The sequence below is a fragment of the Amycolatopsis acididurans genome (assembly GCF_012328925.1).
Classification (GTDB): domain Bacteria; phylum Actinomycetota; class Actinomycetes; order Mycobacteriales; family Pseudonocardiaceae; genus Amycolatopsis_E; species Amycolatopsis_E acididurans.
Genome location: NZ_JAAXLS010000039.1, coordinates 12,930 through 36,965 on the forward strand (window position 1 = coordinate 12,930; position 24,036 = coordinate 36,965).

Annotated in this window: 27 protein-coding genes and 1 other RNA gene; 20 read left to right on the top strand and 8 right to left on the bottom strand. The window is 71.0% G+C overall.

All coding sequences use genetic code 11. The annotated features are described in order from the left end of the window. Positions 1 to 6 precede the first annotated feature (6 nt). From ftsE to HFP15_RS32595, 4 genes are all read left to right on the top strand, one after another. Entirely contained in the window at positions 7 to 696 is a 690-nt protein-coding gene (gene ftsE, locus HFP15_RS32580) for a cell division ATP-binding protein FtsE (protein ID WP_168520654.1), read from the top strand. 82 nt (positions 697 to 778) lie between these two features. Next, entirely contained in the window at positions 779 to 1,675 is an 897-nt protein-coding gene (gene ftsX, locus HFP15_RS32585) for a permease-like cell division protein FtsX (protein WP_168520656.1), read from the top strand. Positions 1,676 to 1,691: 16 nt separating this feature from the next. Next, on the top strand, positions 1,692 to 2,168 hold the full coding sequence (gene smpB / locus HFP15_RS32590; RefSeq protein ID WP_168520658.1) for an SsrA-binding protein SmpB: 477 nt from the start codon (positions 1,692 to 1,694) through the stop codon (positions 2,166 to 2,168). Further along, positions 2,168 to 3,061, top strand: a complete 894-nt coding sequence (locus HFP15_RS32595; RefSeq protein WP_210718169.1) for an amidohydrolase family protein — start codon at positions 2,168 to 2,170, stop codon at positions 3,059 to 3,061. Before smpB ends, HFP15_RS32595 begins: the two co-directional genes overlap by 1 nt. Here the strand turns inward: HFP15_RS32595 and HFP15_RS32600 are convergent. The 5 genes from HFP15_RS32600 to HFP15_RS32620 all read right to left on the bottom strand — a co-directional run bounded on the left by HFP15_RS32600 (position 3,051) and on the right by HFP15_RS32620 (position 7,229). Then, on the bottom strand, positions 3,051 to 4,316 hold the full coding sequence (locus HFP15_RS32600; protein ID WP_168520660.1) for an acyltransferase family protein: 1,266 nt from the start codon (positions 4,314 to 4,316) through the stop codon (positions 3,051 to 3,053). The genes HFP15_RS32595 and HFP15_RS32600 overlap by 11 nt on opposite strands. A 104-nt stretch (positions 4,317 to 4,420) precedes the next feature. Continuing rightward, on the bottom strand, positions 4,421 to 4,636 hold the full coding sequence (locus HFP15_RS32605) for a DUF8847 domain-containing protein (protein ID WP_168520662.1): 216 nt from the start codon (positions 4,634 to 4,636) through the stop codon (positions 4,421 to 4,423). 98 nt (positions 4,637 to 4,734) lie between these two features. Beyond that, a complete protein-coding gene (locus HFP15_RS32610; RefSeq protein WP_168520664.1) occupies positions 4,735 to 5,379 on the bottom strand; it encodes a response regulator transcription factor in 645 nt (214 codons plus the stop codon). 45 nt (positions 5,380 to 5,424) lie between these two features. Continuing rightward, positions 5,425 to 6,555 carry a sensor histidine kinase gene (locus tag HFP15_RS32615; protein WP_168520666.1) on the bottom strand — a complete coding sequence of 377 codons (1,131 nt, stop codon included), beginning with the start codon at positions 6,553 to 6,555 and terminating at the stop codon, positions 5,425 to 5,427. A gap of 8 nt (positions 6,556 to 6,563) precedes the next feature. Continuing rightward, entirely contained in the window at positions 6,564 to 7,229 is a 666-nt protein-coding gene (locus tag HFP15_RS32620; RefSeq protein WP_168520668.1) for a sensor domain-containing protein, read from the bottom strand. Positions 7,230 to 7,388: 159 nt separating this feature from the next. Here HFP15_RS32620 and ssrA point away from each other — a divergent pair. Both ssrA and HFP15_RS32630 read left to right on the top strand, forming a co-directional pair. Next, positions 7,389 to 7,760: a transfer-messenger RNA gene (ssrA, locus tag HFP15_RS32625) on the top strand. A 510-nt stretch (positions 7,761 to 8,270) separates the two neighbouring features. Then, positions 8,271 to 8,753, top strand: a complete 483-nt coding sequence (locus tag HFP15_RS32630; protein WP_246272233.1) for a MarR family winged helix-turn-helix transcriptional regulator — start codon at positions 8,271 to 8,273, stop codon at positions 8,751 to 8,753. On the opposite strand, the gene HFP15_RS32635 is transcribed toward HFP15_RS32630, so the two are convergent. Next, on the bottom strand, positions 8,750 to 10,234 hold the full coding sequence (locus HFP15_RS32635; RefSeq protein WP_168520672.1) for an aldehyde dehydrogenase family protein: 1,485 nt from the start codon (positions 10,232 to 10,234) through the stop codon (positions 8,750 to 8,752). The genes HFP15_RS32630 and HFP15_RS32635 overlap by 4 nt on opposite strands. Before the next feature lie 202 nt (positions 10,235 to 10,436). Here HFP15_RS32635 and HFP15_RS32640 point away from each other — a divergent pair, with 202 nt between their 5' ends. From HFP15_RS32640 to HFP15_RS32705, 14 genes are read left to right on the top strand one after another with little or no spacing between them, the layout of a single operon-like run. Then, positions 10,437 to 10,955 carry a cupin domain-containing protein gene (locus tag HFP15_RS32640; RefSeq protein WP_168520674.1) on the top strand — a complete coding sequence of 173 codons (519 nt, stop codon included), beginning with the start codon at positions 10,437 to 10,439 and terminating at the stop codon, positions 10,953 to 10,955. Between the two features lie 19 nt (positions 10,956 to 10,974). Further along, positions 10,975 to 11,913: a PDR/VanB family oxidoreductase gene (locus HFP15_RS32645; protein WP_168520676.1), complete on the top strand. Its 939-nt coding sequence runs from the start codon at positions 10,975 to 10,977 to the stop codon at positions 11,911 to 11,913. Positions 11,914 to 11,961: 48 nt separating this feature from the next. After that, positions 11,962 to 12,186: a recombinase-like helix-turn-helix domain-containing protein gene (locus HFP15_RS32650; protein WP_168520678.1), complete on the top strand. Its 225-nt coding sequence runs from the start codon at positions 11,962 to 11,964 to the stop codon at positions 12,184 to 12,186. Then, positions 12,186 to 13,244: a Rieske 2Fe-2S domain-containing protein gene (locus HFP15_RS32655; RefSeq protein ID WP_168520679.1), complete on the top strand. Its 1,059-nt coding sequence runs from the start codon at positions 12,186 to 12,188 to the stop codon at positions 13,242 to 13,244. The genes HFP15_RS32650 and HFP15_RS32655 overlap by 1 nt, the downstream gene beginning before the upstream one ends. Before the next feature lie 23 nt (positions 13,245 to 13,267). Next, on the top strand, positions 13,268 to 14,194 hold the full coding sequence (locus tag HFP15_RS32660; RefSeq protein ID WP_168520681.1) for a VOC family protein: 927 nt from the start codon (positions 13,268 to 13,270) through the stop codon (positions 14,192 to 14,194). Further along, a complete protein-coding gene (locus HFP15_RS32665) occupies positions 14,191 to 14,970 on the top strand; it encodes an aspartate dehydrogenase domain-containing protein (RefSeq protein ID WP_168520683.1) in 780 nt (259 codons plus the stop codon). Before HFP15_RS32660 ends, HFP15_RS32665 begins: the two co-directional genes overlap by 4 nt. Continuing rightward, the gene (locus HFP15_RS32670) at positions 14,967 to 15,761 is read left to right on the top strand and encodes an alpha/beta fold hydrolase (RefSeq protein WP_168520685.1); all 795 of its coding nucleotides are present in this window, start codon (positions 14,967 to 14,969) and stop codon (positions 15,759 to 15,761) included. Before HFP15_RS32665 ends, HFP15_RS32670 begins: the two co-directional genes overlap by 4 nt. After that, positions 15,758 to 16,498, top strand: coding sequence for an SDR family oxidoreductase (locus tag HFP15_RS32675; protein WP_168520688.1), 741 nt, complete (start codon positions 15,758 to 15,760; stop codon positions 16,496 to 16,498). Before HFP15_RS32670 ends, HFP15_RS32675 begins: the two co-directional genes overlap by 4 nt. Positions 16,499 to 16,508: 10 nt before the next feature. Beyond that, on the top strand, positions 16,509 to 17,297 hold the full coding sequence (locus HFP15_RS32680) for an SDR family oxidoreductase (protein ID WP_168520690.1): 789 nt from the start codon (positions 16,509 to 16,511) through the stop codon (positions 17,295 to 17,297). A gap of 13 nt (positions 17,298 to 17,310) precedes the next feature. Next, positions 17,311 to 18,939, top strand: coding sequence for a thiamine pyrophosphate-binding protein (locus HFP15_RS32685; RefSeq protein WP_168520692.1), 1,629 nt, complete (start codon positions 17,311 to 17,313; stop codon positions 18,937 to 18,939). Between the two features lie 11 nt (positions 18,940 to 18,950). Further along, a complete protein-coding gene (locus tag HFP15_RS32690; protein WP_168520694.1) occupies positions 18,951 to 19,541 on the top strand; it encodes a dienelactone hydrolase family protein in 591 nt (196 codons plus the stop codon). A gap of 54 nt (positions 19,542 to 19,595) precedes the next feature. Next, positions 19,596 to 20,984 (top strand): MFS transporter, encoded by a 1,389-nt coding sequence (locus tag HFP15_RS32695; RefSeq protein ID WP_168520696.1) that lies wholly within the window; start codon positions 19,596 to 19,598, stop codon positions 20,982 to 20,984. Then, entirely contained in the window at positions 20,981 to 21,886 is a 906-nt protein-coding gene (locus HFP15_RS32700) for an MBL fold metallo-hydrolase (RefSeq protein ID WP_312871869.1), read from the top strand. The genes HFP15_RS32695 and HFP15_RS32700 overlap by 4 nt, the downstream gene beginning before the upstream one ends. Positions 21,887 to 21,898: 12 nt before the next feature. Beyond that, positions 21,899 to 23,014 carry an FAD-dependent monooxygenase gene (locus HFP15_RS32705; RefSeq protein ID WP_168520697.1) on the top strand — a complete coding sequence of 372 codons (1,116 nt, stop codon included), beginning with the start codon at positions 21,899 to 21,901 and terminating at the stop codon, positions 23,012 to 23,014. Between the two features lie 42 nt (positions 23,015 to 23,056). On the opposite strand, the gene HFP15_RS32710 is transcribed toward HFP15_RS32705, so the two are convergent. Together HFP15_RS32710 and HFP15_RS32715 are read right to left on the bottom strand one after the other, a co-directional pair. Continuing rightward, entirely contained in the window at positions 23,057 to 23,527 is a 471-nt protein-coding gene (locus HFP15_RS32710; RefSeq protein WP_168520700.1) for an SRPBCC domain-containing protein, read from the bottom strand. Continuing rightward, on the bottom strand, positions 23,524 to 23,859 hold the full coding sequence (locus HFP15_RS32715) for an ArsR/SmtB family transcription factor (protein WP_168520701.1): 336 nt from the start codon (positions 23,857 to 23,859) through the stop codon (positions 23,524 to 23,526). The genes HFP15_RS32710 and HFP15_RS32715 overlap by 4 nt, the downstream gene beginning before the upstream one ends. Between the last annotated feature and the right edge of the window lie 177 nt (positions 23,860 to 24,036).

The window sequence follows — 24,036 nt, forward strand, 5'->3', positions numbered from 1 at the left end:
CCCACCGTGATCCGGCTCGATAGTGTCTCCAAGGTCTACAAGACGTCGACCCGTCCGGCCCTTCAGGACGTGTCCGTCGACGTGGACAAAGGTGAGTTCGTCTTCCTGATCGGCCCCTCCGGCTCCGGGAAGTCCACATTCCTGCGGCTGCTGCTGCGGGAGGAGGTGCCCAGCAGGGGCCGGGTGTACGTGTCCAATTTCGACGTGGCCAAGATGGCCCGGCGCAGGATCCCCCGCCTGCGCCAGACCATCGGCTGCGTCTTCCAGGACTTCCGGTTGCTCGGCAACAAGACGGTGTCGGAGAACGTGGCCTTCGCGCTGGAGGTCATCGGCAAGCCGCCGCACACCATCAAGAAGGTCGTGCCCGAGGTGCTCGAACTCGTCGGCCTCGACGGCAAGGCCGACCGGATGCCCAACGAGCTCTCCGGCGGTGAGCAGCAGCGTGTCGCGATCGCCCGCGCGTTCGTGAACCGGCCGCTGGTGCTGCTCGCCGACGAGCCCACCGGGAACCTGGACCCCGACACCAGCCAGGACATCATGCTGTTGCTGGAGCGCATCAACCGCACCGGCACCACGGTCCTGATGGCCACCCATGACCATTCCATCGTGGACTCCATGCGCCGCCGCGTTGTCGAGCTGCAGCTCGGCCGCGTGATCCGCGACGACGCTCGAGGTGTCTACGGCGTAGGCCGGTAGTTCCCCCGCCTCCGGTTCCGCCCGATCGAGGCGCCTCGCGCCGCAGGATTTCACCGCCCCCGACCCAAGGATCGAACCCCCGATGCGCGCAAGCTTCGTGTTCAGCGAGGTCTTCACCGGCCTGCGCCGGAACGTCACGATGACCATCGCGATGATCATCACCACCGCCGTCTCGCTCGGCATGCTCGGCGGTGGCCTGCTGATCGTGCGCACGATCGACAAGATGCAGGTCAACTACATGGCCGACGTCGAGGTGTCGATCTATCTGACGCAGGACGTCAGCGCCAACGACAAGACCTGCTCGCAGGACCCGTGCCGCTCGCTGCGCCAGGACGTGCAGAACAACCCGGCCGTCGAGTCCGTGGTGTTCGAGAACCGCGACCAGGCCTACGAGCGGTTCAAGCGCATCTTCCAGGACAACCCGATCCTGGTGCAGTCCGCGCGTCCCGAGGCGCTGCCGGCGTCCCTGCAGATCAAACTGCACGACCCGAGCCGCAGCGCGATCATCCAGCAGCAGTACGGCACCCACCCCGGCGTGGACCGCGTCGAGGATCAGCAGCAGTTCCTCGACCGCTTCTTCGGCCTGCTCGGCGCTGTCCGCGACGCCACGTTCGTCATCGCGCTCATCCAGGCGCTCGCCGCGCTGCTGCTGATCTCCAACACGGTGCAGATCTCGGCGTTCACCCGGCGCACCGAGGTGGGCATCATGCGACTGGTGGGCGCGACACGCTGGTACACCCAGCTGCCGTTCCTGCTGGAGGCGGTTATGACCGGCATCGTCGGCTGGGTGTTGTCGATCGCCGGGCTCATCGTGCTGAAGTACGTCTTCGTCGACCGGATCCTCGAGGTCGCCTCCGGCATCATCCCGAAGATCGAAGTGCTCGACGTCGTCGTCGTGTCACCGTGGTTGCTGCTGGCCTCGCTGATCATCTCCGCCAGTACGGGCTACGTAACTCTGAGGCTTTACGTCCGGCACTGACGTTAGGCTGGATGGTATGCCCAAGGAACGTGGCCAGAAGGTGATCGTGTCGAACCGCCGAGCGCGGCACGACTATTCGATCCTCGACACCTATGAGGCCGGTCTCGTGCTGGTGGGCACCGAGGTGAAGAGCCTGCGCGCCGGACGGGCGTCGCTGGCCGACGCGTTCGCGACGGTCGACGACGGCGAGGTGTGGCTGCGCAACCTGCACATCCCGGAGTACGAGCACGGCACGTGGACCAACCACGAGGCACGGCGGCACCGCAAGCTGCTGCTGCACCGCGGCGAGATCGAGAAGCTGATCGGCAAGACGAAGGAGAGCGGGCTGTCGCTGGTCCCGCTGTCGCTGTACTTCAAGGACGGCAAGGTCAAGGTCGAACTCGCGCTGGCGAAGGGCAAGAAGTCCTACGACAAGCGGCAGGACCTGGCCAAACGCGACGCCCAGCGGGAGATGACGCGCGCGATGGGCAGGGCGCTGAAGGGCCGCCGTTGATGGTGGGCCCCGAAAGCGACGCCGATATCGAGAAGTGGGTGGCGGGTCTCGGCCTGGACGGGCTGGTGGACCTGCACCTGCATTTCCTGCCGGAACGCATGCTGACCAAGGTCTGGGCCTACTTCGACGCCGTCGAGGAGCGGCTCGGGCAGCCGTGGCCGGTCTGGTACCGCACGTCCGAAAGCGAACGGCTCGCGACGCTGGAGTCCTTCGGCGTGCTGAAGTTCGCGCCGCTGGCGTATCCGCACAAGCCGGGAATGGCGCAGTGGCTCAACGGCTGGCTGGCCGACTTCGCCGAGCGGGTGCCCGCCGCCGTGCTGACCGCAACGTTCTTCCCGGAGCCCGAGGCCGCGTCCTATGTGGAATCGGCGCTGGCGGCCGGTGCGCGCTGTTTCAAATCTCACGTGCAGGTCGGCGCCTACGATCCGCGTGACGAGCTGCTCGATCCGGTGTGGGGACTGCTCGCCGAGGCCGGGGTGCCGGTCGTGGTGCACGCCGGACACGGTCCCGAACGCGGGCCGCATACCGGGCTGGACGTGTTCGAAGAGGTGCTGAAGCGGCATCCCCGTCTGGTCGCGGTGCTCGCACACGCGGGGATGCCGGAGTACGAGGCCGCGCTCGATTTCGTGCACCGCTTCCCGCGCGTCCACATCGACACCACAATGGTCGGGGTCCCCTTCACCGAGAGCCTGATGCCCTCGCCGCGCGACTGGACGGCCCGCATCGCCGACATCGCGGACCGGATCGCCCTGGGCACCGATTTCCCGAACATCCCGTACGACTACGCGACCCAGCTGCGGGCGATCGCCGGCTGGGCCGCCGACGATCGCCTCGGCGCGGACTTCCTGCGCGCCGTCCTGTACGACACGCCCGCGAAACTGCTCAGCGTCTGACCGGCGCCGCCACCGGTTTGACGGCCAGCACCAGCCCGCCGAGCACCAGCGCCGACCACACCAGCGGACCGGCGAGCAGGCTGCTGCCGGGCGGGGGAGCGAAACCGCGGGCCGCGAGTCCGAGCAGGCCGGTGGCGGCCAGCAACGCGGCCGGGATCAGCTGGGTCATCGCCGGTGCCGTGTGCACCGGGACCCGTCCCGTCTCGAACCGGCCGAACACCCGCAGCAGACCGAACAGGACCAGCCCCGCGAACCCCAGCCAGAACGGCGCCGCGGCGAACCAGCCGGGCGTGCCCGGTGCCGGTGTGGCGTAGCCGAGGCCGAGCACGGTGACCCCGGTGACGACGACCAGCGCGGGCATGTGCCACAAGTAGACGCTCATGAACCGGGAACCGAGCCAGCCCAGCACCTTCCCGGCGACGGGGCGTGCGGCGAGCGCGGTGATCCGGTCGCGCAGCAGCAGCATCAGGCCGATCTGGCCGATCGCGAGGCTCACCAGCACCGCGGTCGGCGGGCTCATGTTCGACACCGGCGCGCCGGGCATGCCGATCATGCTCATCGGGTACGGGCCGAACGCGACCAGCAGCGCGGTCACCCCGAACCCGCCGAGCAGCATCGGCAGCGCCGCGCGGCGGTGGAATTTCCCGTCCACGTAATGGAAACCGAGCTGATGCACCGCGGGCCACACGAGCACCGCGTTGGCGTAGCCGGCGAAACCGAACCCGTCGAACCGTGCGACGTCCACGAGCACGGCGGCCGCGGCCAGCACGGCGGGGACGGCGAACCCCCAGCGGCGATGCGCGGCGGCCAGCGGTGGCGTGGCGAGCACCGTCAGCAGGTACACCCCGAGGAACCACAGCAACTGGCCCGCGATGGCGCCCGCGACCTCAAGCGGTTGCTCGGCAACGCCGAAGTCGCGCAACAGGGAGGGCACGCCGAGCCAGACGGCGGCCAGCGGCAGCACCGGAAGCAGCAGGCGCGTCATGCGCGTGGCCAGCCAGTCGCGCGTGGAAGGCGCACGGCGCAACGAAATCAGGTTCGCCGCTCCACCGGCGAAGAACACCAGCGGCATCACCTGCGACAGCCAGGTCAGGGGCGCCCAGCCCGGGGTGGCGAGCGCGTTCCCGGTGGCGATGTGGCCGTCGGCGTAACTGAGCACCGGCATCAGCCAGTGCTGGGAGATCACCGCGAGGATCGCGCCGGCGCGGATCACGTCGAGGAAGGTGTCCCGGTGACCGGGAGTGCTTGGTGGCATGGCGAAAAGCCTGCTCGCGCAGGGATTTTCGCACAGCCATGCCAGCCGCCGTCTTCGGGCGGGGGTTCAGCCCAGGTGTGTGGTGGGGCGCGCCCTACCGGCGTTCAGACCTCGTCCACGTCCGAGGTGGACAGGCCGCAGAGCCGGTACTCCCAGCCGGATTCCTCGGTGTAGCCGAGCTGGTAGTGCGTCTCGATCTTCGGACCGTCGTGCAGGTGCACATGGCGCATCACCGTGCCGGACACCGGTTCGACATCGCCGAGGGTCTGGACCCGGCCGTCCAGGGGCCCGCCGAAGAACCGCACGCTAACCTCGGTCATCTTCTCGGCCCCCTTCGGCAAGAGTTCTCGCGGCACCAACGTCCGCCAATGGTAGGTGAGCTTTCGACCGTTCGCGTCCGTCAGATCGGGTGAGGCTCTCAAGCGCGACCCAGGTAAGTGAGGACAGCGCGTACACGACGATGCTCTTCCGCGCTGGCTTCAAGGCCCAACTTGGCGAAGATATTCCCAATGTGCTTCTCCACGGCACCCTGCGAAACCACGAGCGTACCGCCGATGGCGGTGTTGGAAAGGCCCTGCGCCATCAGGCCGAGCACCTCGGACTCGCGTGCGGTGAGCGCGTCGAGTGGATTGCGGCGGCCACGCGCCATGAGCTGGGCGATGACCTCCGGGTCGATCGCCGTGCCGCCGCGCGCGACCCGGCGCACCGCGTCGAGGAACTCCGACACGTCGGCGACGCGTTCCTTGAGCAGGTAACCGACCCCGCCCGCGCCGCCGGAAAGCAGCTCGACGGCGTAGCTCTCCTCGACGTACTGGGAAAGGACGAGCACCGGCAGGCCCGGCACTGTTTCGCGGGCGGCCAGCGCGGCGCGCAGGCCCTCGTCGGTGAACGTCGGCGGCATGCGCACGTCCACGATCGCCAGGTCCGGCCGGTGCGCGGCAACGGCTTTGACCAGATCGTCGCCGTTGTCGACGGCTTCGACCGTTTCGATGTTCTCGTCCGCGAGCAGGCGTTGCACACCCGCGCGCAACAGCACGGCATCCTCGGCGATCACGACTCGCATGGCAGCCCCCAGTATGAGTGAACAACCTATTCACTCATAAGGGAATTACCACGTGCACGGGAGGTCGGCCCTGATGACCGTCGGGCCGCCGGCGGGGCTGACCACGGTGATCACGCCGTCGATGGTCGCGGAGCGGTCCGCGAGCCCGGCCAGCCCGCCACCGGAACGGACTTCCGCACCACCGTGACCGTTGTCGGTGATCTCGACGATCACCTTGTCGTCGGTGCGCCACACCTTGACCGCGGCTTCGCTCGCGCCCGAGTGTTTCGCGATGTTCGTCAACGTCTCGCCGACGACGAAATACGCCGTGGACTCCACCGCGGCGGGCGGGCGCGGATCCACGTCGACCGAGACGTCCACCGGCACCGGCGATTTCGCCGCCTGCGCCGACAACGCGGCGTCGAGACCGCGGTCGCCGAGCACGGCGGGGTAGATGCCGCGGGCCAGATCGCGGAGTTCGGACACGGCGAGTTTGGCATCGGTGTGTGCTTCCTCGAGCAGTGCGCGCACCGCCGCCGGGTCGGTGCCCAGCTTGTTCTTCGCGCGCCCCAAGGTCATCGCGACCGAAACCAGGCGCTGCTGCGCACCGTCGTGCAGATCCCGTTCGATGCGCCGGCGCTCGGCTTCGGCCGCGTCCACGCCGCGCGCACGCGAGGCCTGCAGGTGCTGCGCCTTGCGGGCCAGCCGTTCCGCCTTGTCCGGGCCGAGCAGCGCGATCGCCAGCGAACCGTGCATCCAGCCGATCCACGGCGCGACCCAGACCGCGACCGGCACCAGCACGATCGCCGCGATGCCGATCGCGAACTCCGCGATGCTGATCGGGAACGAGAGCAACACGAAGCCGAGATCCCGCCACGTCGTCGGGTCAACCAGCCGGTACCGCCAGCGGCGCACGATCCCGCCCTCGACCGGGGCGCGACGCGGCGGGGGCAGCGGGGTGCGGAGCATGCGCTTGGCGAACCGGCGCTCCACGTTGCCGAAACCGCGGATCAGGCTCGTGGTGAACATCATCAGCGGCATGCCCACCCAGATCACCGTGGTGGCGGCGCCGACCACCAGCCCCACGACGATCAGGATGAACGCGGCGAGGCGCAGCGGAAACCCCAGGATCATGTAGGCGATGGTGCCGACCACGCCGGGCCGCGACTGCTCCAACGGGGCGCGGTCGTCGGTCATGTCCGTAATCATGCCACCGTGCTCAGCGGCGTCGGGTCGTGTTTCTCGGCGAGCAGGCGGGCCCGGCGCCCGGGTCCGAGGACCGCGCGGGCGTAGCGGGCGTGCAGGATGCCCATGCTGCGGGTGGCGGCGATCGAAACCGCGATCACCAGCACGCCCAGTGCCGCCCACGGCAACGTCTCGACGAAAGTGCCGGGACTGAAGTAGCCGAAAACGTGCGCGTCCGGCGGCAGGGACTGGAAGTACACCGGCAGCGCCGCGAGGCCGATCCCGGCCGACCACAGGGTCACCACCACCACGAACTCGGCGATACCGATCGGGAACAGCAGCACGAAATAGGCCAGGTCGCGCCAGGTGGCGGCGTCGGCGAGGCGGGCCCGCCAGCGCGCACGCAGACCGGCGGCCGGGATCGGGCGGTAGGGCGTCGCCACGTAGACGCTGAGCAGGCCGTGCACGCGGACCCGTTCGAGCCGCGCCGCGACCCGGGCACCGAGGATCAGCAAGGCCAGCACCGGCAGGCCCGCCCAGACGATCACCGTGGCCAGGCCGAGCGTGGCCAGCGTGACCACGGACACGAACCCCGCGATCCCCACCGGCAGGCTCAGCAGCAGAAACACCAGCGAGCCGCCGACCGGCGGATGCGGGTCGCTGCCGTCGGAATACGCCGAGGTCATGGTCTTGTTCCCTTCTTTGCCACCAGCCCAGCATGGCCTCGGCGAGGCCGGGGAACCATGGGGAACACGGGCGTCAACGAGGTGGGGCCAGCCCTACCCCCGGCTGGGACAAACCAGGTTGCCCAGGGCGTTAAACTGGAGTGGTTGCAAGCCCAACAAGGGGGTGAACGGTTTCGACTCTGGACGTTGAGTCAAGGGAAGCGTGCCGGTGCAGGCGAGAGACCACCGTAAGCGTCATCGCACAAAAATAAGCGCCAAGACGAATAGTCGCGCTGACTACGCCCTCGCCGCCTGAGCGAGTGCGTGTCTGTCGGCCCGGGGGTGCCTCCGCCCCGGTAGCCGGCATCAGCTAGGAGGCTCACCTACCGGACCCGGCCGCGGGGTCCGGAAGGGAAAACCACAGCGGCTGGGCCCGTCACATCGGCTTGTTCGCGTGACCGATGGGGCCGAGTAGAGGCATAGCGAACTGCGCACGGAGAAGCCTTGGTGAGGCGCCAGAGGACCCGGGTTCAATTCCCGGCACCTCCACTCTGGCGACCCGTGTCCGCGGAAGGCGCGGACCGGGTCGTTTCGGATTGTTTTGGGGGACCGAGTCCCCCATGCCCCCTACGGTGCGAGCTCCTTTCGTACCGGCGTGGTTGGGTTGGTTGGTGACCAGCGCCGGGCTCCGGGGAGAGCCCCGGGCCCTCATCGGTCGTGGTCGGCGTGGTTGTGGGGCTTTCTTGACCTGTGCCGGGGTTGCGTGGCTGCCGGTGGTGGTTGGCGTGGTTGCGGGGCTTCTTTGACCGGTGCCGGGTTGTGTGGTCGCTGGTGGTGGTCGCCTGCCTCGAGGGGCTCCCCGAACTGCCATGCGATAGCGCGGCCATCTGTGGGTTTCACTGCTTCGAGGGCGCCCAGATCCCTGATCCTCACTTCGCGGCGGAGTCCCGTCCGTGATCGCCATCAGATAGCTTAGTGGTGCTATTCTTAGGGGAAAGGTTTTTCTTGAGGGGGTGGCGGATGTCTCGGCGGGGTGCGGTTGGGCCGGACGCTGTTGACGGGATGCTTGCGCAGTGGCGGGCGGAGACGCCCGACGTCGACACGTCACCGCTGGCCGTGTTCGGGCGGCTGCACCGGGCGTTCGACCGGTACCAGCGGCAGCTGGTGCGCGTGTTCGGGCGGCACGGCGTCACCGTCGCGGACTTCGGCATCCTCGCCGCGCTCCGGCGGGGCGGCGAGCCCTACCGGCGCACAGCCGGGGACCTCGCCGACACCAACCTTCTCACCACCGGCGGCATCACGCAGCGCGTCGACAAGCTGGTCCAGGCAGGCCTCGTGCGGCGCGAGCGTGACGAAGAGGACCGCCGCGTCGTGTTCATCGGCCTCACCGACGAGGGGCTCGCGGCCACGGACAAGATCGTCAACGAGCACTTCGCCAACGAGAATCGCATGTTGGCCGGCCTGACCGCGGCCGAGCGGGCGCAACTGGCGAAGCTGCTGAGCCGCCTCGAGCGCTCGCTCGAGGCGGCCGAACGCGGATACTAGGCCCCAGCCCACGCGATGGGTTCGGTCGCGAGGTTCAGATACAGGCTCTTCTGCCGCTGATAGCCGCGGATCGCGGCGCGCCCCTTGTCCGCGCCGAGGCCGCTGTCCTTCACCCCGCTGAACGGCGTCGAGATGCTGAACTGCTTGTACGTGTTGATCCACACCGTGCCCGCCTCGATTCGCCGCGCCAGCCGGAGCGCCCGACGGTAGTCGGCGGTCCAGATGCCACACGCCAGGCCGTACACCGTCGCGTTCGCCTGCGTCACCAGGTCGTCCTCGTCGTCGTAGGGCAGCAGGACGCCGACCGGGCCGAAGATCTCCTCCTGGCACGTCTTGGCATCCGGTGCGAGACCGTCCAGCAGAGTCGGTGGGTAAAAAGCGCCACGCGCCAGGCGTGCCTCGTCCGGAATCGTGCCGCCGCAACGGATACGCGCGCCTTCTTCGCGGGCACGATCGACCATCGCGGCCACCTTGTCGCGGTGCGCGAACGTCGCCAGCGGCCCGATTCGCGTCGCCGGATCGGTGCCCGGGCCGACTCGCAACGCCGTCGCGCCGGCGACGAGCCGCTGCGCCAGTTCCTCGTAACGCTTGCGTGGCAGGAAAATCCGTGAACCCGCGACGCAGCTCTGCCCGGTCGAGGAGAAGATTCCGTACAGGATCCCGGCCACGGCCTCGTCGACATCCGCGTCCTCGCACACGATCGTCGGCGACTTGCCGCCCAGTTCCATGGTGACCGGGATGATCCGCTCCGCCGCGATCCGGCCGAGCACCCGCCCGGTCGTCGTACCGCCGGTGAAGGCGAGCTTGCCCACCAGCGGGTGCCGGGCGATCGCGTCGCCGACCACCGCGCCGGGGCCGGGCAGCACGGACAGCAAGGCGGGCGGCACCCCGGCGTCGTGTGCGAGCCGGGCCAGTGCCAGGGAAACCAGGGGAGTCGCCTCGGCCGGCTTCAGCAGGACGGCGTTGCCCGCGGCCAGCGCGGGCGCGATCTTCTGTGCGTCACTGGCGATCGGCGAGTTCCACGGCGTGATCGCGCCGACCACGCCGATCGGTTCGTGCACGCTCATCGTCAGATGCGCGCCACGGCTCGGCGGCAGTTCCCCTTCGAGTGTTTCGAGTGCGGCCGAGTAGTAGCGAAACGTTCCGGCCGCACTCGCGACCAGTGCGCGCGTCTCGCCGAGTGTCTTGCCCGTGTTGCGGGTCTGCAGCAGGGCGAGCTGTTCGGCGTGGTGCTCGATCGCGTCGGCGACCCGGTCGAGCATGTGGGCGCGCTGGTGCGGCAGCAGATCCCGCCAGGCCGGATCCACGGCGGCCCCGGCTCCCGCTCGGGCGGCCGCGTCGACCTGTGCGGGGTCGGCCGCGTGCACGGTCGCGATCACCTCGCCGTCGGCCGGATCGACGCAGGCGGAGGTGGGCCCGGCACCGCGCTGCCAGTCTCCGCCGACCGGGATCTCGTCGGGCGGGACGGGGAAGGGCTGCATGACGGCGTCCTTTCGGCGAACCAACGGGAGTGCCACCGAGAAAACCTTAGATCTAAGATTTCGTCAAGGCAGGCGCCTGTGGTCGGGTCTCGCGAAAAAATCTTAGGACTAAGGGTTGTGCTGATCACAGTTCGCGGGTACAAACCTTAACGGTAAGTCTCTTAGAAGTAAGCCTTTGAAGCACCGGAGGAGTTGCCCCGCGATGACCACCACCGAACAGCAGCACCAGCACCTCGAGGAGCTCATCGACTCGTGCATCGCCGCCCGCGAGACGCGGCACGAGGACTGGGACACCCTCGGCTTCCAGGCGGCCGCCGCCGGTGACCAGTTCCGCCGCGCACAGATCCGCTACATCGGCTCCGGGGCCACCGGTAACCACGAGACGGACACCCGGATCCTGCCCTCGGAGCACTTCACCTTCTCCAACATGCGGCTGCCTGCCGGCGCGATCGGCCCCGAGCACACCCACCACGACGTGGAGGAGGCGTTCTTCGTCCTCGAAGGCACGCTGGAGGTGACCGTGCACGACGTCGAGGACGGCACCAAGACCGCCACCCGCGTGCTCGGCTACCGCGACCTGATCCGCGTGCCCGCCGGGGTGCCGCGCAGTCTGCGCAACGCCGGCGAGGGCGACGCCCTGTTCTGCGTCATCATCGGCGCGCAGAAGCCGCAGCTGCCGACCTACCCGCCCACCTCGCCGATGCACGGCGTCAAGCGCTGACGACCGGCGGGTGAACACGATGCCGACGACGCTGCGGGTGCACCGGACGACGTGGCTGGCCGACCGGGTGACCCAGGTGGAACTGCGGGACCCGACCGGGGCGCCGCTACCGGCGTGGGAACCGGGTGCGCACGTGTCCCTGCATCTGCCCAACGGGCTGGTGCGCGAGTACTCCCTCTGCGGGGATCCGGCCGACACGCACACGTGGACGATCGCGGTGCTGCGCGAGAGCGCTTCACGCGGCGGCAGCGCCTGGGTGCACGAGCGGCTGACGGCGGGCAGCGAACTCCCGGTCGAGGGGCCGCGGAACACGTTCGAACTCCTCGACGCTCCCGAGCACCTGCTCATCGCCGGCGGCATCGGCGTGACCCCGATCCTGGCGATGGCCAGGCAACTCGCGACCGGGCCCTCGCCGTGGTCCATGCTCTACTGTGGACGATCTCGCACCGGGATGGCTTTCCTGGATGTGCTTTCCGGGCTCGCCGACGACCGGCTCGAGGTGCACGCCGACGACGAGCACGGCGGCCCGCCCGACTTGGCCGCGAAGCTTTCCGGGCTCGGGCCGGGCACGGTCGTGCACTGCTGCGGTCCCGAACCGCTGATCCGCGCGGTCGAGGCGGCGCTGCCGCACGGCGTCCAGCTGCGGGTCGAACGTTTCCGCGCGCCCGGTCCTGCCGCGTCCGGGCCGGCGGCGGGATTCGACGTCGTCTGCGCCGGTTCCGGGACCCGGGTCGCGGTGGCGGCGAGCGAGTCCATTGTGGACGCCCTTGGCCGCGCCGGGATCGCGGTGCCGACCTCGTGCCGCGAGGGCGTGTGCGGGACCTGCGAGACGAAGGTGCTCTCCGGCGAGCCGGACCATCGCGACTTCGTGCTCGACGACGACGAGAAGGCGAGCGCCGGAACCATGATGCTCTGCGTGTCGCGGTGCCGCTCCGCCGAACTCGTCCTGGATCTCTAGCAGCCCGCCAAGGCCGGGCACACCCACCACGAACCGAAGGGAACGCCGATGCCGCTGCAGCTGCGGCCGGTGCAAAGCCGCACCGCCCCGCCGACGAGCTACGAAAACGCGCTGGCCGACGAGCTGGAAGCCGTCTACGGCCGGGGCGTGCACGACCTGGCCGGGGTGGTCGCCGCGCTCAACGCGGGCGGCCTGCGCCCGGCGGACGGTGCCGACTGGACCGAAGAGACGTTCACCGCCGAGCTCGCTCGGCTGTCCGCAGGGGAGGCGTGATGGCGACGAAGACCGCCGGCGAACTGCTGGCACTGGGCCTGCGCGACCGCTGGTACCCGCTGTGCCCGTCGAGCGAGGTGCGCCGCGGCGAGCTGATGCGCATCGACCGCGCCGGGGAACAGTTGCTGCTCTGGCGGGACTCGGCGGGCGCGGTGCACGTCCAGGAGGACCGCTGCCCGCACCGCGGCGCGCGGCTGTCGCTCGGCGTGCACATGGGTGACCGGGTCGCCTGCAACTACCACGGCGTGCAGGTCGACGGCGAGGGTGTCGTCGTGTCCGTGCCGGGCAGCCCGGGCTGTGCGCTGGAGGGCCGCCGCGCGCTGCGGACGTTTCCCGCGCAGGAGCACGCCGGTGCCGTGTTCGCCTGGTTCGGACTGGACGAGGACGCCGAACCCGCGCCGCTGCACGTGCCGGACCCGGTCGCGGGCGGCGAGTGGGACAACTTCCTCTGCTACGTCGAATGGGACGCGCCCTACGGCTACTCGCTGGACAACCTGCTCGACCCGATGCACGGGGCGTTCCTGCACCGCAACAGCCACACCATGTTCGGCGGCAAGCGCGAGGCGGTGTTCCAGATCCGCGCGCTCGAGGACGGGTTCGTCTTCGAGAAAACCGACCAGCGCGGCGTGAACTTCGACTGGGTGGCGCTCACCGACGCCGGCGCGCAGTGGATCACGCTCGACATCCCGTACCCGGACACCGCGGGACCCGGCGGGCCGTTCACCATCGTCGCCGCGCTGTGCGCCATCAACGAGAGCCAGCACGCGGCCTTTTTCTGGCGCTGCCGCAAGGTTTCCGGCTGGGAGCGCGACAGCTGGCGGGTGCTCTACCGCAACCGGCTCGAGGAGCGGCACTGGGCCGTGCTCGAGCAGGACCGCGAGATGGCCGAGGCGATGCCGCTCGACGCGTGGGACCGGGAAAACCTGTACCAGCACGACATCGCCCTGGTCCGGATGCGCCGCCTGCTGCGCTCGGAAGCCCGCCGCCAGGCCGCCGCGCTCGCCGCCCCCGTGGCCACGCCGGCGCCCGCCGCGCCCGTACCCGCCCCGACCCGCTGACCACCCCTGTTCCAGGAGGCCCCATGTCCGCCGAACCCATCGCGCGGCTGCGCGCCCTGCGCGCGGTGACGCTGCGCTCGACGCGGTGTGCCGATTCCGGCGAGTTCTATCGCGAAGTCTGGGGGCTGCGGCAGGTCGAAACCGACCGCGATGCCGTGTGGCTGCGCGGTTCCGGCGACGAGCACCACGTACTCCAGCTCCAGCAGGCCGAGCAGAACGCGCTGGGCAAGATCGCCTTCGCCGTCGCCACTCCGCGCGAGATCGACGCGGCGGCCGCCCGGCTGGCCGCGCACGGCGTCGGCCTGGTCACCGAACCCGGCAAACTCGACCAGGTCGGCGGCGGCTACGGCCTGCGCTTCGCCGACCCGGAGGGCCGGCTGGTCGAGCTGTCGGCCGAGGTCGAGGCCGTCGTCCCCGGCGATCCGTACGGCCACGCCGCGGTGCCGCGCAAGCTGGCGCACGTCGTGCTCAACACCGTCGACATCGACGCGGCCTGCGAGTTCTACACGCGGGTGCTCGGTATGCGGATCTCCGACTGGTCCGAACACCAGATGGCGTTCCTGCGCTGCAACGCCGATCACCACGTGATCGCCTTCAACCAGGCCGAGTTCGCGTCGGTGAACCACATCGCCTACGAGATGAACTCGATCGACCACTTCATGCGCGGCATCGGCAGGCTCAAGCACAACGGCATCACCCCGCTGTGGGGGCCCGGCAGGCACGGCCCCGGCAGCAACACCTTCGGCTACTTCGCCGACCCGGCCGGGCTCGTCTGCGAATACACCTCCGAGGTCGCGCAGGTCGAGGAGGACGCGTGGCTGTGCCGGGTCTGGCGGCGCACGCCGGAACTGTCCGACCTGTGGGGCACCGCTGGTCCGCCGTCGAAGGACGTGCGCGCGCACATGCGTGGTGTGCCCGATCCCGGCTACTCGGCCTGGTGGCGGTCATGAGGGTGGGAGTGCTGGGCGCCGGGTCGATCGGCGCGATCGTGGCCGAGGCGCTGCGCGACGGGCGCGTACCGGGCGCGGAGCTGGCCGGGGTGGTCGATCCGGCGCCTGCGGTGGCGGGACTGCCGATGTGCGCGCTGCCGGAACTGCTGTCCACTTCGGACCTGGTGGTCGAATGCGCGGGCCAGCGGGCGCTGGCGGAGGCCGGAGCGCAGGTGCTGTCCGCGGGATGCGATCTGCTGGTCGTGTCCGTGGGCGCGCTGGCCGCGGACGGGCTGCTGGAGAAGCTGCTCGCGGCCGGGCCCGGTGCGGTGCACCTGTCCACCGGCGCGATCGGCGGGCTCGACCTGCTGCGTTCGGCGGCGCTGCTCGGGCCGTTCGAACGGGTCGTCATCGAGACCACGAAGAAGGCGTCGTCGCTGGTCCAGCCGTGGATGTCGGAGGCGGAGGCGGACGCGCTGCGGCGGACGAGCTCGCCGGTCGAGCTGCGCCGCGGGCCGGCGCGGGAGATCACCGCCGCGTTCCCGAAGTCGGCGAACGTCGCGGCGTCCGTCGCGCTGGCGGTGCGGAACTGGGACGTCGTGGAGGCGGCGGTCATCGCCGATCCGGCCGCGCCGGCCACCTCGCACGTCATCACCGCGGCCGGGCCGGCGGGGCAGTACCGGTTCGAGATCCGCAACCGGCCCTCGCCGCGGACGCCGACCTCCAGCCGGGTCGTGCCCTACGCCGTGCTCTCCGCGCTCGAAGCGCTGGCATCGCCGAGGGCGGTGTTCCGATGACGTCCATTGTGGACGGTGTACAGGTGCGGACCGCCGGGCACGGCAGCCCGGTGCTGCTGCTGCACGGCATCGGTGGTGCGAGCGCGTCGTTCGACGCACAGCTGACGGGTCTCGCGCCGAAGCACCGGGTGCTGGCGTGGGACGCGCCGGGGTACGGCGGTTCGGCCGATCCGGAGCGGCCGCTGGGCATGGCCGGGTACGCGCGGCTTGTCGCCCGCGTGCTCACCGAACTCGACGCCGTGCCCGCGCACCTCGTCGGCGTGTCGTGGGGCGGGGTCATCGCGACCCGCGTCGCGCTGGAGCACCCCGAAGTCGTGCGGTCCCTGGTACTGGCCGATTCCACGCGCGGCTCCGGTATCGACGCGGAGCGGGCCGCCGCGATGCGGGCCCGGCCGAACGAACTGAACCGGCTGGGGGCGGCGGAATTCGCCCGCCGCCGTGCGCCTCGGCTGCTCGCGCCCGGTGCCGATCCCGCGGTGGCGCGACGGGTCGAGGACGTCATGGCCGGGATCCGGCTGCCCGGATACGCCTCGGCCGCCGAATCCATGGCCGAGACGGACCACGGCCCGCGGCTGTCCCGGATCTCCGTGCCCACGCTGGTGCTCGTCGGCGAGCACGACCAGGTGACCGGGGTCGCCGAGTCCCGTCGGCTTGCCACGTCGATCCCGGGTGCGCGGCTGGAAGTGCTGCCCGGCGGGCACGCGGCGAATCAGGAGTTCCCGCACCGGTTCTGCGCCGAAGTCGCGGCCTTTCTGTCTGAAGTGGACGAGACCGTGGAGGTGGCGCGGTGAAGGACCGCCTGTACGTCGTGACCGGAGCCGGCCGGGGTCTGGGCTGGGCGATCGCCCGCGAGATCGGCAGGCAAGGAGGCCGGGTCGTGGTCGCCGAACGGTCGCCGGAGCGGGCCGCGGACGGCGTCGCCCGGCTGCGCGCGGAAGGTGTCGAGGTGTACCGCGCCGACACCGACGTCGCGGACCCGGATTCCGTCGCGGCACTGGCCGACACCGTCGCGCGGCTCGGGCCGGTGCACGGCCTGGTGAACAACGCGGCGATGGCGGACGGCGTCGGTGGCAAGCACTTCGCCGAACTGGACGTCGAAGCCTGGGACACGCTGATGACCGTCAACGCCCGCGGGCCCTGGCTGGTCGCCCGCGCGCTGTACCCGCAGCTCGCGCAGACCGGGGGCCGCATCGTGAACCTGGCATCGGACGCGGCGTTGTACGGCTCGCCGCGGCTGGTGCAGTACGTGGCGTCCAAGGGCGCGGTGATCGCGATGACCCGGGTGATGGCCCGCGACGGCGGCCCGGACGGCGTGACCGTCAACGCGGTCGCACCCGGGCTGACCGAGGTCGAAGCCACTGCGGGCATTCCGCGGGAACGACACGACCTCTACGCGGCGAACCGCGCGCTCACCCGGCCGCAACGGCCGGAGGACGTCGTCGGCGCGGTCGCCTTCCTGCTCTCCGACGCGGCCGCCTACATCACCGGCCAGACCCTCGTGGTCGACGGCGGATTCGTCTGCAACTGAAGGGAAACCCGTGGATCTGGGACTCGAAGGCCGCGCGGTCCTCGTCACCGGCGCCAGCTCCGGAGTCGGGCTCGCGACCGCGGCCGCGCTGCTGGCCGAGGGTGCGCACGTCGCCGCGTGCGCCCGCGACGGCGTCCGGCTGGAGAAGGCGCTCGCCGACCTGCCGCGGGCCGCGGGTGCCCGGCTGTACACGGCGGCGTGCGACGTGCTCGACCAGGTGCAGGTGGAGGTCTTCGCCGCCGACGCCGCCCGCGAACTGGGCGGGCTGGCCGGGGTGGTGAACAACGCGGGCCGGTCGCTGATGGCGCGGCTGGCGCAGACCACGGACGACCAGTGGCGCGCGGAGCTGGAACTGAAGATCTTCGGCGTGCTGCACGTCGTTCGCGCGGCGCTGCCGTGGCTGCGCGAGGCGGACGACCCGGCCGTGGTGAACGTGAACGCGATCCTCGCGCGGCAGCCCGAACCCCGGCTGGCGGCGACGTCGGCGGCCCGGGCGGCGCTGCTGAACCTGTCCACGACGCTGGCGACCGAACTGGCCGGGGACGGCGTGCGCGTCAACTCGGTCTGCCTCGGCCTGATCGACACCGGGCAGTGGCGGCGGCGCTACGAAGCCTCCGGTCGCGCACTGTCCTTCGCGGACTGGTCGGCGGAACTGGCCGCGGACCGCGGCATCCCGCTCGGCCGCCTCGGCACCGCCGACGAGGTCGCTTTTCCCATCGTCACGCTGCTTTCGCCGCGTGCCTCCTACGTGACCGGCGCGACGATCGACGTCGGCGGCGGCATCGCCCGCTATGTCTAGAAGGGACGGACCCATGAACCACGGCCACGGTGGCGAACTTCTGGTGCGCCTGCTGTCCGAAGCCGGTGTGGACACCGCCTTCGGGGTGGTGAGCGTGCACAACCTGCCGCTGGTGGAGGCGGTCTCGCAGCACCTGCGTTTCGTGCCGGTGCGGCACGAGGCGGCCGCGGTCAACGCCGCCGACGGCTTCGCCCGCGCGGGTGGCGGCCTCGGCGTCGCGATCACCAGCACCGGCACCGGCGCGGGCAACGCGGCGGGCGCGCTGGTCGAGGCGCTGACCGCGGGCAGCCGCGTCCTGCACGTCACCGGGCAGATCGACTCCGGCTTCCTCGGCCAGGGCCGCGGGGTCATCCACGAGACCCGCGACCAGCTGGGCATGCTGACCGCGGTGTCCCGGCACGCGGCCACGATCACCTCGGCCGACACCGCCGAGGACACCCTCCGCACGGCGATCCGGCACGCGCTGTCGGTGCCGAGTGGCCCCGCCAGCGTGGAATGGCCGATCGACCTGCAGTACGCCCGGCACGAGTTCCGTGCCGGCACGCCGGAGCAGGCCGTGCCGGTCCTGCCGCCGGACCCGGCCGCGCTCGCCGAGGCCGCGGACCTGCTCGCCACCGCGCGCCGTCCGGTCTTGTGGGCCGGGGGAGGCGCGACCGGGGCACGCGACGAGGTGCGTGCACTGGCGGAACGGCTCGGCGCGGCGGTGTTCACGAGCAACTCCGGCCGCGGCACCGTGCCGGAGGATCACGAGCTGGTCGTCGGGAACTTCGCCGCACACGACGCGGCCGCGTCGCTGCTGGCCGACGCCGACCTGCTCGTCTCGATCGGCACCCACTTCCGGTCCAACGAGACCAAGCACTACCACCTGAAGCTGCCCGCGCGGCATCTCCAGATCGACGTCGACCCGGCCGCGCTGGGCCGCGTGTACCCGGCCACGGTCGGCGTGCGCGGCGACGCGGTGGACGTGCTCACCACATTGTCCACTATGGACGTAGCAGGGGAGCCGGGCTGGCGCGAACGCGTCGTTGAGACCCGGGAAACGGTACGGGCGCGCCTGATCGAGGCCATCGGGCCGTACGCGGAGATCTGCGCCGCGCTGCGCGCCGGGCTGCCGCCGGAGTCGGTGATCGCGCGGGACGTGACGATCCCTTCCAGCCAGTGGGGGAACCGGCTGCTGGACATCTACGACCCGCGCAGCAACGTGTTCCCCGTCGGCGGCGGCATCGGCCAGGGCCTGGCGACCGGCATCGGGGCGGCGCTCGCGACGCCGGACGCGCCGACCGCGGTCATGGTCGGCGACGGTGGTCTCGCGGTGCACCTCGGTGAGCTGTGCACACTGGCGCAGGAACGGCCGTGGCTGACGCTGGTCGTGTTCAACGACGGCGGATACGGCGTGCTGCGCAACATGCAGGACCACCACCGCGGGCGGCGCGCCGGCGTCGATCTGTACACCCCGGACTTCGCGCGGCTCGCGCAGTCGCTCGACCTGCCGCACGTGCTGGTGTCGAAACCGGGCCAGTTCGCCGACGCGCTGGCGAAGGCGGTGGCCCAGCACGGGCCGTTCGTGATCGAGGTCGACGTGACCGCACTGCCCGAGGTGCCGCGGCCGTTCGTGCCGCCGGTGCCGGTACCGGAGAGCTGAGGAGACCAGACGTGGGAGGCATCATCGAAGCTGCCGCCGAAGTCCACCACCACGGGCACGGGCCCGCGAACCGGCGCCGTCGGGTGCTGCGAACGTCCGCGCCGCTGCTGGTGCGCCACCCGTCCGGCCGCGTGCGCGGCGCGGTGCTGGTGCTGCACGGCGCGGCCGGGCTCGACCAACCGGTGGAACAGTGCTGCCGCACGCTCGCGACCTGCGGTTACGTCACCGTCGCGCCGCTGTTCTACTACGAGACCGGTGGCCGCACCTTCGGCCCCGGACGCGCGGACGCCGCGTTCGCCGCGCTCGCACCGGCCGACCTGGAAGCCGACCTCGCCGGTGCGCTCGACCACCTCGGCCTCCGCCTGGGACTGCCGCGCCACCGCGTGGCCGCCGTCGGCTTCGGCGCCGCCGCCCACCTCGCCGAACTGGCCGGGTGCGCGCTGGCCGCGGCCTTCGACCCGGAGCCCGCCCCCTGGGCCGCAATGCCGGAATTCGACCCGCGTGCGCCGGACCGGCTCGCGCTGCCCGCCGGGCCGTCCGCAGTGGACGACCTGGTCCGGTTCCTGGACGCCGAGCTGCCGGACATCCCGCCGGCCGCGTGAGACCACCTACGATCGACTCCACGCTCCGGCGTGACCCGGCTCCGAGGAGGGCCCATGAGTATCGCCGCCAGCCCCGAAACGACCCAGCGGGACATCGCCGCCCGGCTGGAACGACTGCCGATGTCGCGATGGCAGGTCTCCATCCGCCTGATCATCGGCGTCGTCACCTTCTTCGAGGCGTTCGACCAGCTGCTGATCGCCTACACCCTGCCCGTCATCGGCCGCGAGTGGCACATGAGCGCCACCGCGAGCACGACCACGCTCACCATCGGTTCGATCGGCATGCTGATCGGCGCGCTCGCGTCCGGCTGGGCCGCCGACCGCATCGGCCGCGTCAAGGTGATCGCGTTGTGCGTGGCCGGCACCGCGTTGTGCAGCCTCGCGATGACACTGAGCACCGCGTTGCTGCCGTTCCTCATTCTCCGTTTCGTGCAGGGGCTCGCGATCGGCGGTGAGGTGCCCACCGCGGCCGCCTACATCGCGGAGATCAGCCGCGCCCGCCGCCGCGGTCGTTTCGTGCTGATGTACGAGATCGTGTTCCCGGCCGGGCTCGCGGTCGGTGCGCTGGTCGCCGCCTGGATCATCCCGCACTTCGGCTGGCGCCCCCTGTACGCGCTCGCCGCGGTGCCAGGCATCGCCGCAGTGCTGTTGCAGCTGCGCATCCCCGAATCGCCGCGGTGGCTCGCCGCACACGGCCACCCGGAGAAGGCCGAACGCTCGATGGCGCTGATCGAACGACGCGTCGAAGCCTCGATCGGGCACCCGCTGCCCGCTCCCGCGGCGAACGCCGCACCGCCGGCCGCGGACGCCGTGCCCGCGAAGCGCAGCTCCCTGCGTGACCTGTTCGCCGGGCGCTACCGGCGCCGCACGCTCGTGGTGTGGACGATCTGGTTCGTCGGCTACCTCGCCAACTACGGCATCACCTCGTGGCTGCCGACGCTGTACAAGGGCTCGTTCCACCTCTCGATCGGCCAGGCGCTGTGGTACAGCACCGCCACGTCGGTCGCCGGTCTGGCCGGATGCCTGATCGCCGCGCTGGTCGTCGACAAGCTGGGCCGCCGCCTCGTGCTGGCCGCCGGTCTGGGCGGCACCACGGCGATGCTGGTCGTGCTCGGCGCGCTCGGCGCCGGGACCCCGGCGCAGCTGCTCGTCTGGTCGTCGCTCGCGGCGATGTTCAACTTCGCGGTGAACGTGAGCCTGTACCTGTACACGCCGGAGCTGTACCCGACCCGCAGCCGCGCGCTGGGCGTCAGCCTCGGCGGCGTGCTGAACCGGCTCGGCCTCATCCTCGGCCCGATCCTGGTCGGCGCGCTCTACGCGGGCGGCACCGGCCTCGGCACCGTGTTCCTGGTGCTCGGCGCGATCTGCTTCGCCGGGGCGCTGGTCGCCGGGTTCTTCGCCGAGGAGACCAAGGGCCGCACGCTCGAAGAGGTCTCGCCGTGACGGACGCGCTGAGCGTGGTCCTGCTCGGCACGGCCGCCGGGCCGTACCCGGCGCCGGGCCGGCAGGGCTGCGCGAACGCGGTCGTCGTCGGCCGGCGCGTCTACCTGGTGGACGCGGGCTACGGGACGCTCGGCAAGTACGTCTCCGCCGGGCTGTCCCTGCGCGACCTGGCCGCGGTGTTCGTCACGCACCTGCACTCCGATCACGTCGCCGAGCTGTTCACGCTGTTCCTGCTCGGCTGGGGCCCGGCCAACCAGGGCGTCGTCGACCCGGTGCGGGTCTACGGCCCCGGCCCGGATCCCACCGACCCGGGGCCGCCCGCCGCCGGGGCGGAGGCGCTGGTGGCGGGCAGCCTCGCCGCGTTCGGTCAGGACGTCGCGGTGCGGCAACGGACCAGTACCCGGCCGCCGCTGGCCGGGCTGATCCGGGCCGCCGACCTCGACGTGGCGCCCGGCGCGGAACTCGTCGTGCACGAGGACGACCGGGTGCGGGTGACCGCACGGGCCGTCCCGCATCCGCCGCTGCGGCTGGCGCTGGGCTACCGCTTCGAGACCGAGCACGGCGTGGTCGCCTTCTCCGGCGACACCGCGCGCAGCGACGCGGTCGGCGCGCTGGCCGCGGGTGCCGACCTGCTCGTGCACGAGGCGATGGAGCCGGATTTCTACCGCCGCATCGGGTATTCGCCGCAGTTGCTGGACTTCCTCGCCGCGTCGCACACGTCCCCGGCGGACGTCGGCCGGGTCGCCGACGCGGCCGGGGCCCGGCGGGTCGCGCTGTCACACCTCGGCCCGGCCGACCCGGCCCAGCTCGACGACGAGGGCTGGCTGCGGCGCGTCCGCCCGCACTACTCCGGCCCCGCTGTCGTGGGCCACGACCTCATCGACCTCGCGGTCGGTAGCTGAAGGAGCTTCGCTGTGCCCGAAATCGGGATCGTGGGCGGCGGGATCGGTGGTCTGGCCGCCGCTGCCGCTCTGCGGAAGGCCGGGTTCGACCCGGTGGTGTACGAGCAGGCGGCCGGGTTCGGACGCGTCGGCGCGGACATCAACCTCACGCCCAACGCCGTACGCGCGCTCGACGGCCTCGGCGTGGGCGAGGAGTTGCGGGAGACCGCGGCGCGGCCGAAGTACCGGATCAGCCGCACGTGGGACACCGGCGAGGAGACGTCCCGGCTGCCGATGGGCGACGAGGCCGAACGCCGCTACGGCTCGCCGCAGCTGACCATGCACCGCGCGGACCTGTTGGCGGCTTTGGAACGGGTGCTGCCCGACGGTGTGCTTCGCTTGGGGCACAAGCTGGCCGGACTGTCCACAACGGACCGGATCCGCCTGGAGTTCGGTCCGGACCAAGCCGAGGCGGACGTCGTGGTCGGTGCCGACGGCATCCACTCGGCCGTGCGGACCGCCCTGTTCGGCGCGGAGCAGCCGGAGTTCACCGGCGTCGTCGCCTACCGCGCGGTGGTGCCCGCGGGTGCGGTGGACGTGCCGAACCGGGACTGCTTCACCAAGTGGTGGGGCCCGGACCCGGACACGCAGCTGGTGACGTTCCCGCTCAACCGCGGCGCGGACGTGTTCGTCTTCGCCACGACGCGGCAGACCCAGTGGCGCCACGAGTCGTGGACGACGCCGGGCGAAGTGGCCGAACTCCGCGAGCTGTACCGCGGGTTCCACCCGGAGGCGCGGGCGCTGCTGGACGCGTGCGACTCGGTGCTCAAATCGGCCCTGTACGTGCGCGATCCGCTGCCGTCGTGGTCGTCCGGCTGTGCGACGCTGCTGGGCGACGCGTGCCACCCGATGATGCCGTTCATGGCACAGGGTGCGGGCATGGCGATCGAGGACGGCGTGGTGCTGGCCCGCGCGCTGGCCGAGTACCCGGACGCGGAGCCGGCGCTGAAGGCGTACCAGGCGGCGCGCCTGGACCGGACACGGGAAGTGCAGCTGGGCTCGCGCGGCAACAACTGGCTGAAGCAGGGCACCGGCTCGGCGGCCGCGGACGCGATCTACGGCTACGACGCCTGGCGCGCTCCCGTGTGAGCCCGGGTGGGCCTCGGCCGCGGCGGCGGCCGAGGCCGATCCTCATTGGACGGATTCCGCGAACCGGGCCAGCTGGCCCAGGACGGTGCCCCAGCCCTCGGTGAAGCCCAGTTCGAGGTGGCGGTCCTTCGCGGCGCGATCGCCGTGCCGCACCAGAATCCGGTAATCGGTGCCCTCGGCGTGATCGTCGAGCGTGATTTCCGCGGTCAGCGTGACCGGTTCCGGAGCTGCGGGGCGCCAGTCGCTGGTGATGGCGTTGGTGAAGACGATGCGCTCGAATTCGTCGGCCACCAGGAAACACGCGTTCAGGTGTGGCACGAACGTCTCGCCGTCCTCGCTCATCCGCGTCACGAAACCGCCGCCGGGGCGGACTTCCAGTCTGTCCACGCGGCACAGCGCCGGGGCGGGCAGCCACCACTGCGCCAGATTGTCCGGGTCGGTCCACGCATTCCAGACCGTCTTGCGGGGTGCGCGGATGATTCGTTCGATGGAAAGGTCGAGGTCCGGCTTCATTGCTGCTCCTTGGAATCGGTGACGAATTGTTCGAGGCGATCGGTGCGCTCCGTCCAGACCCGCTGCTGCTCGGCCAGCCAGTCGTCGACGGCCGCGAGCCGTTCCCGGTTGAGCACGCAGGTGCGCACGCGGCCGGACTTCGCCGTGCGGATGATCCCGTTCGACTCGAGCATCCGCACGTGCTTCATGAACGAGGGCAGGGTCATCGTGGCCTCGCCGGCCAGTTCGCCGACACTCGCCGGTCCGCGCCCGAGCCGCTGGATCACGGCCCTTCGGGTCGGGTCCGAGAGGGCGAGGAAGAGCCCGTCGAGTTCCGCCAAACACTGTGCCATGCGGCTAAGTATTCAGGAGGGCGACACTTAGCGCAAGGGTTAAGTGTTCTCGATCGCCGGGCTCGTGGCCGGTTTGTTACGCAACGTGGTAATGCTGGACGCCGGTCAGCGTTGACTGCGATGCTCTTAACGCGTGTGGCCGATTGGCCGATGACTACGCGAAGCCGGAAGAAGGTG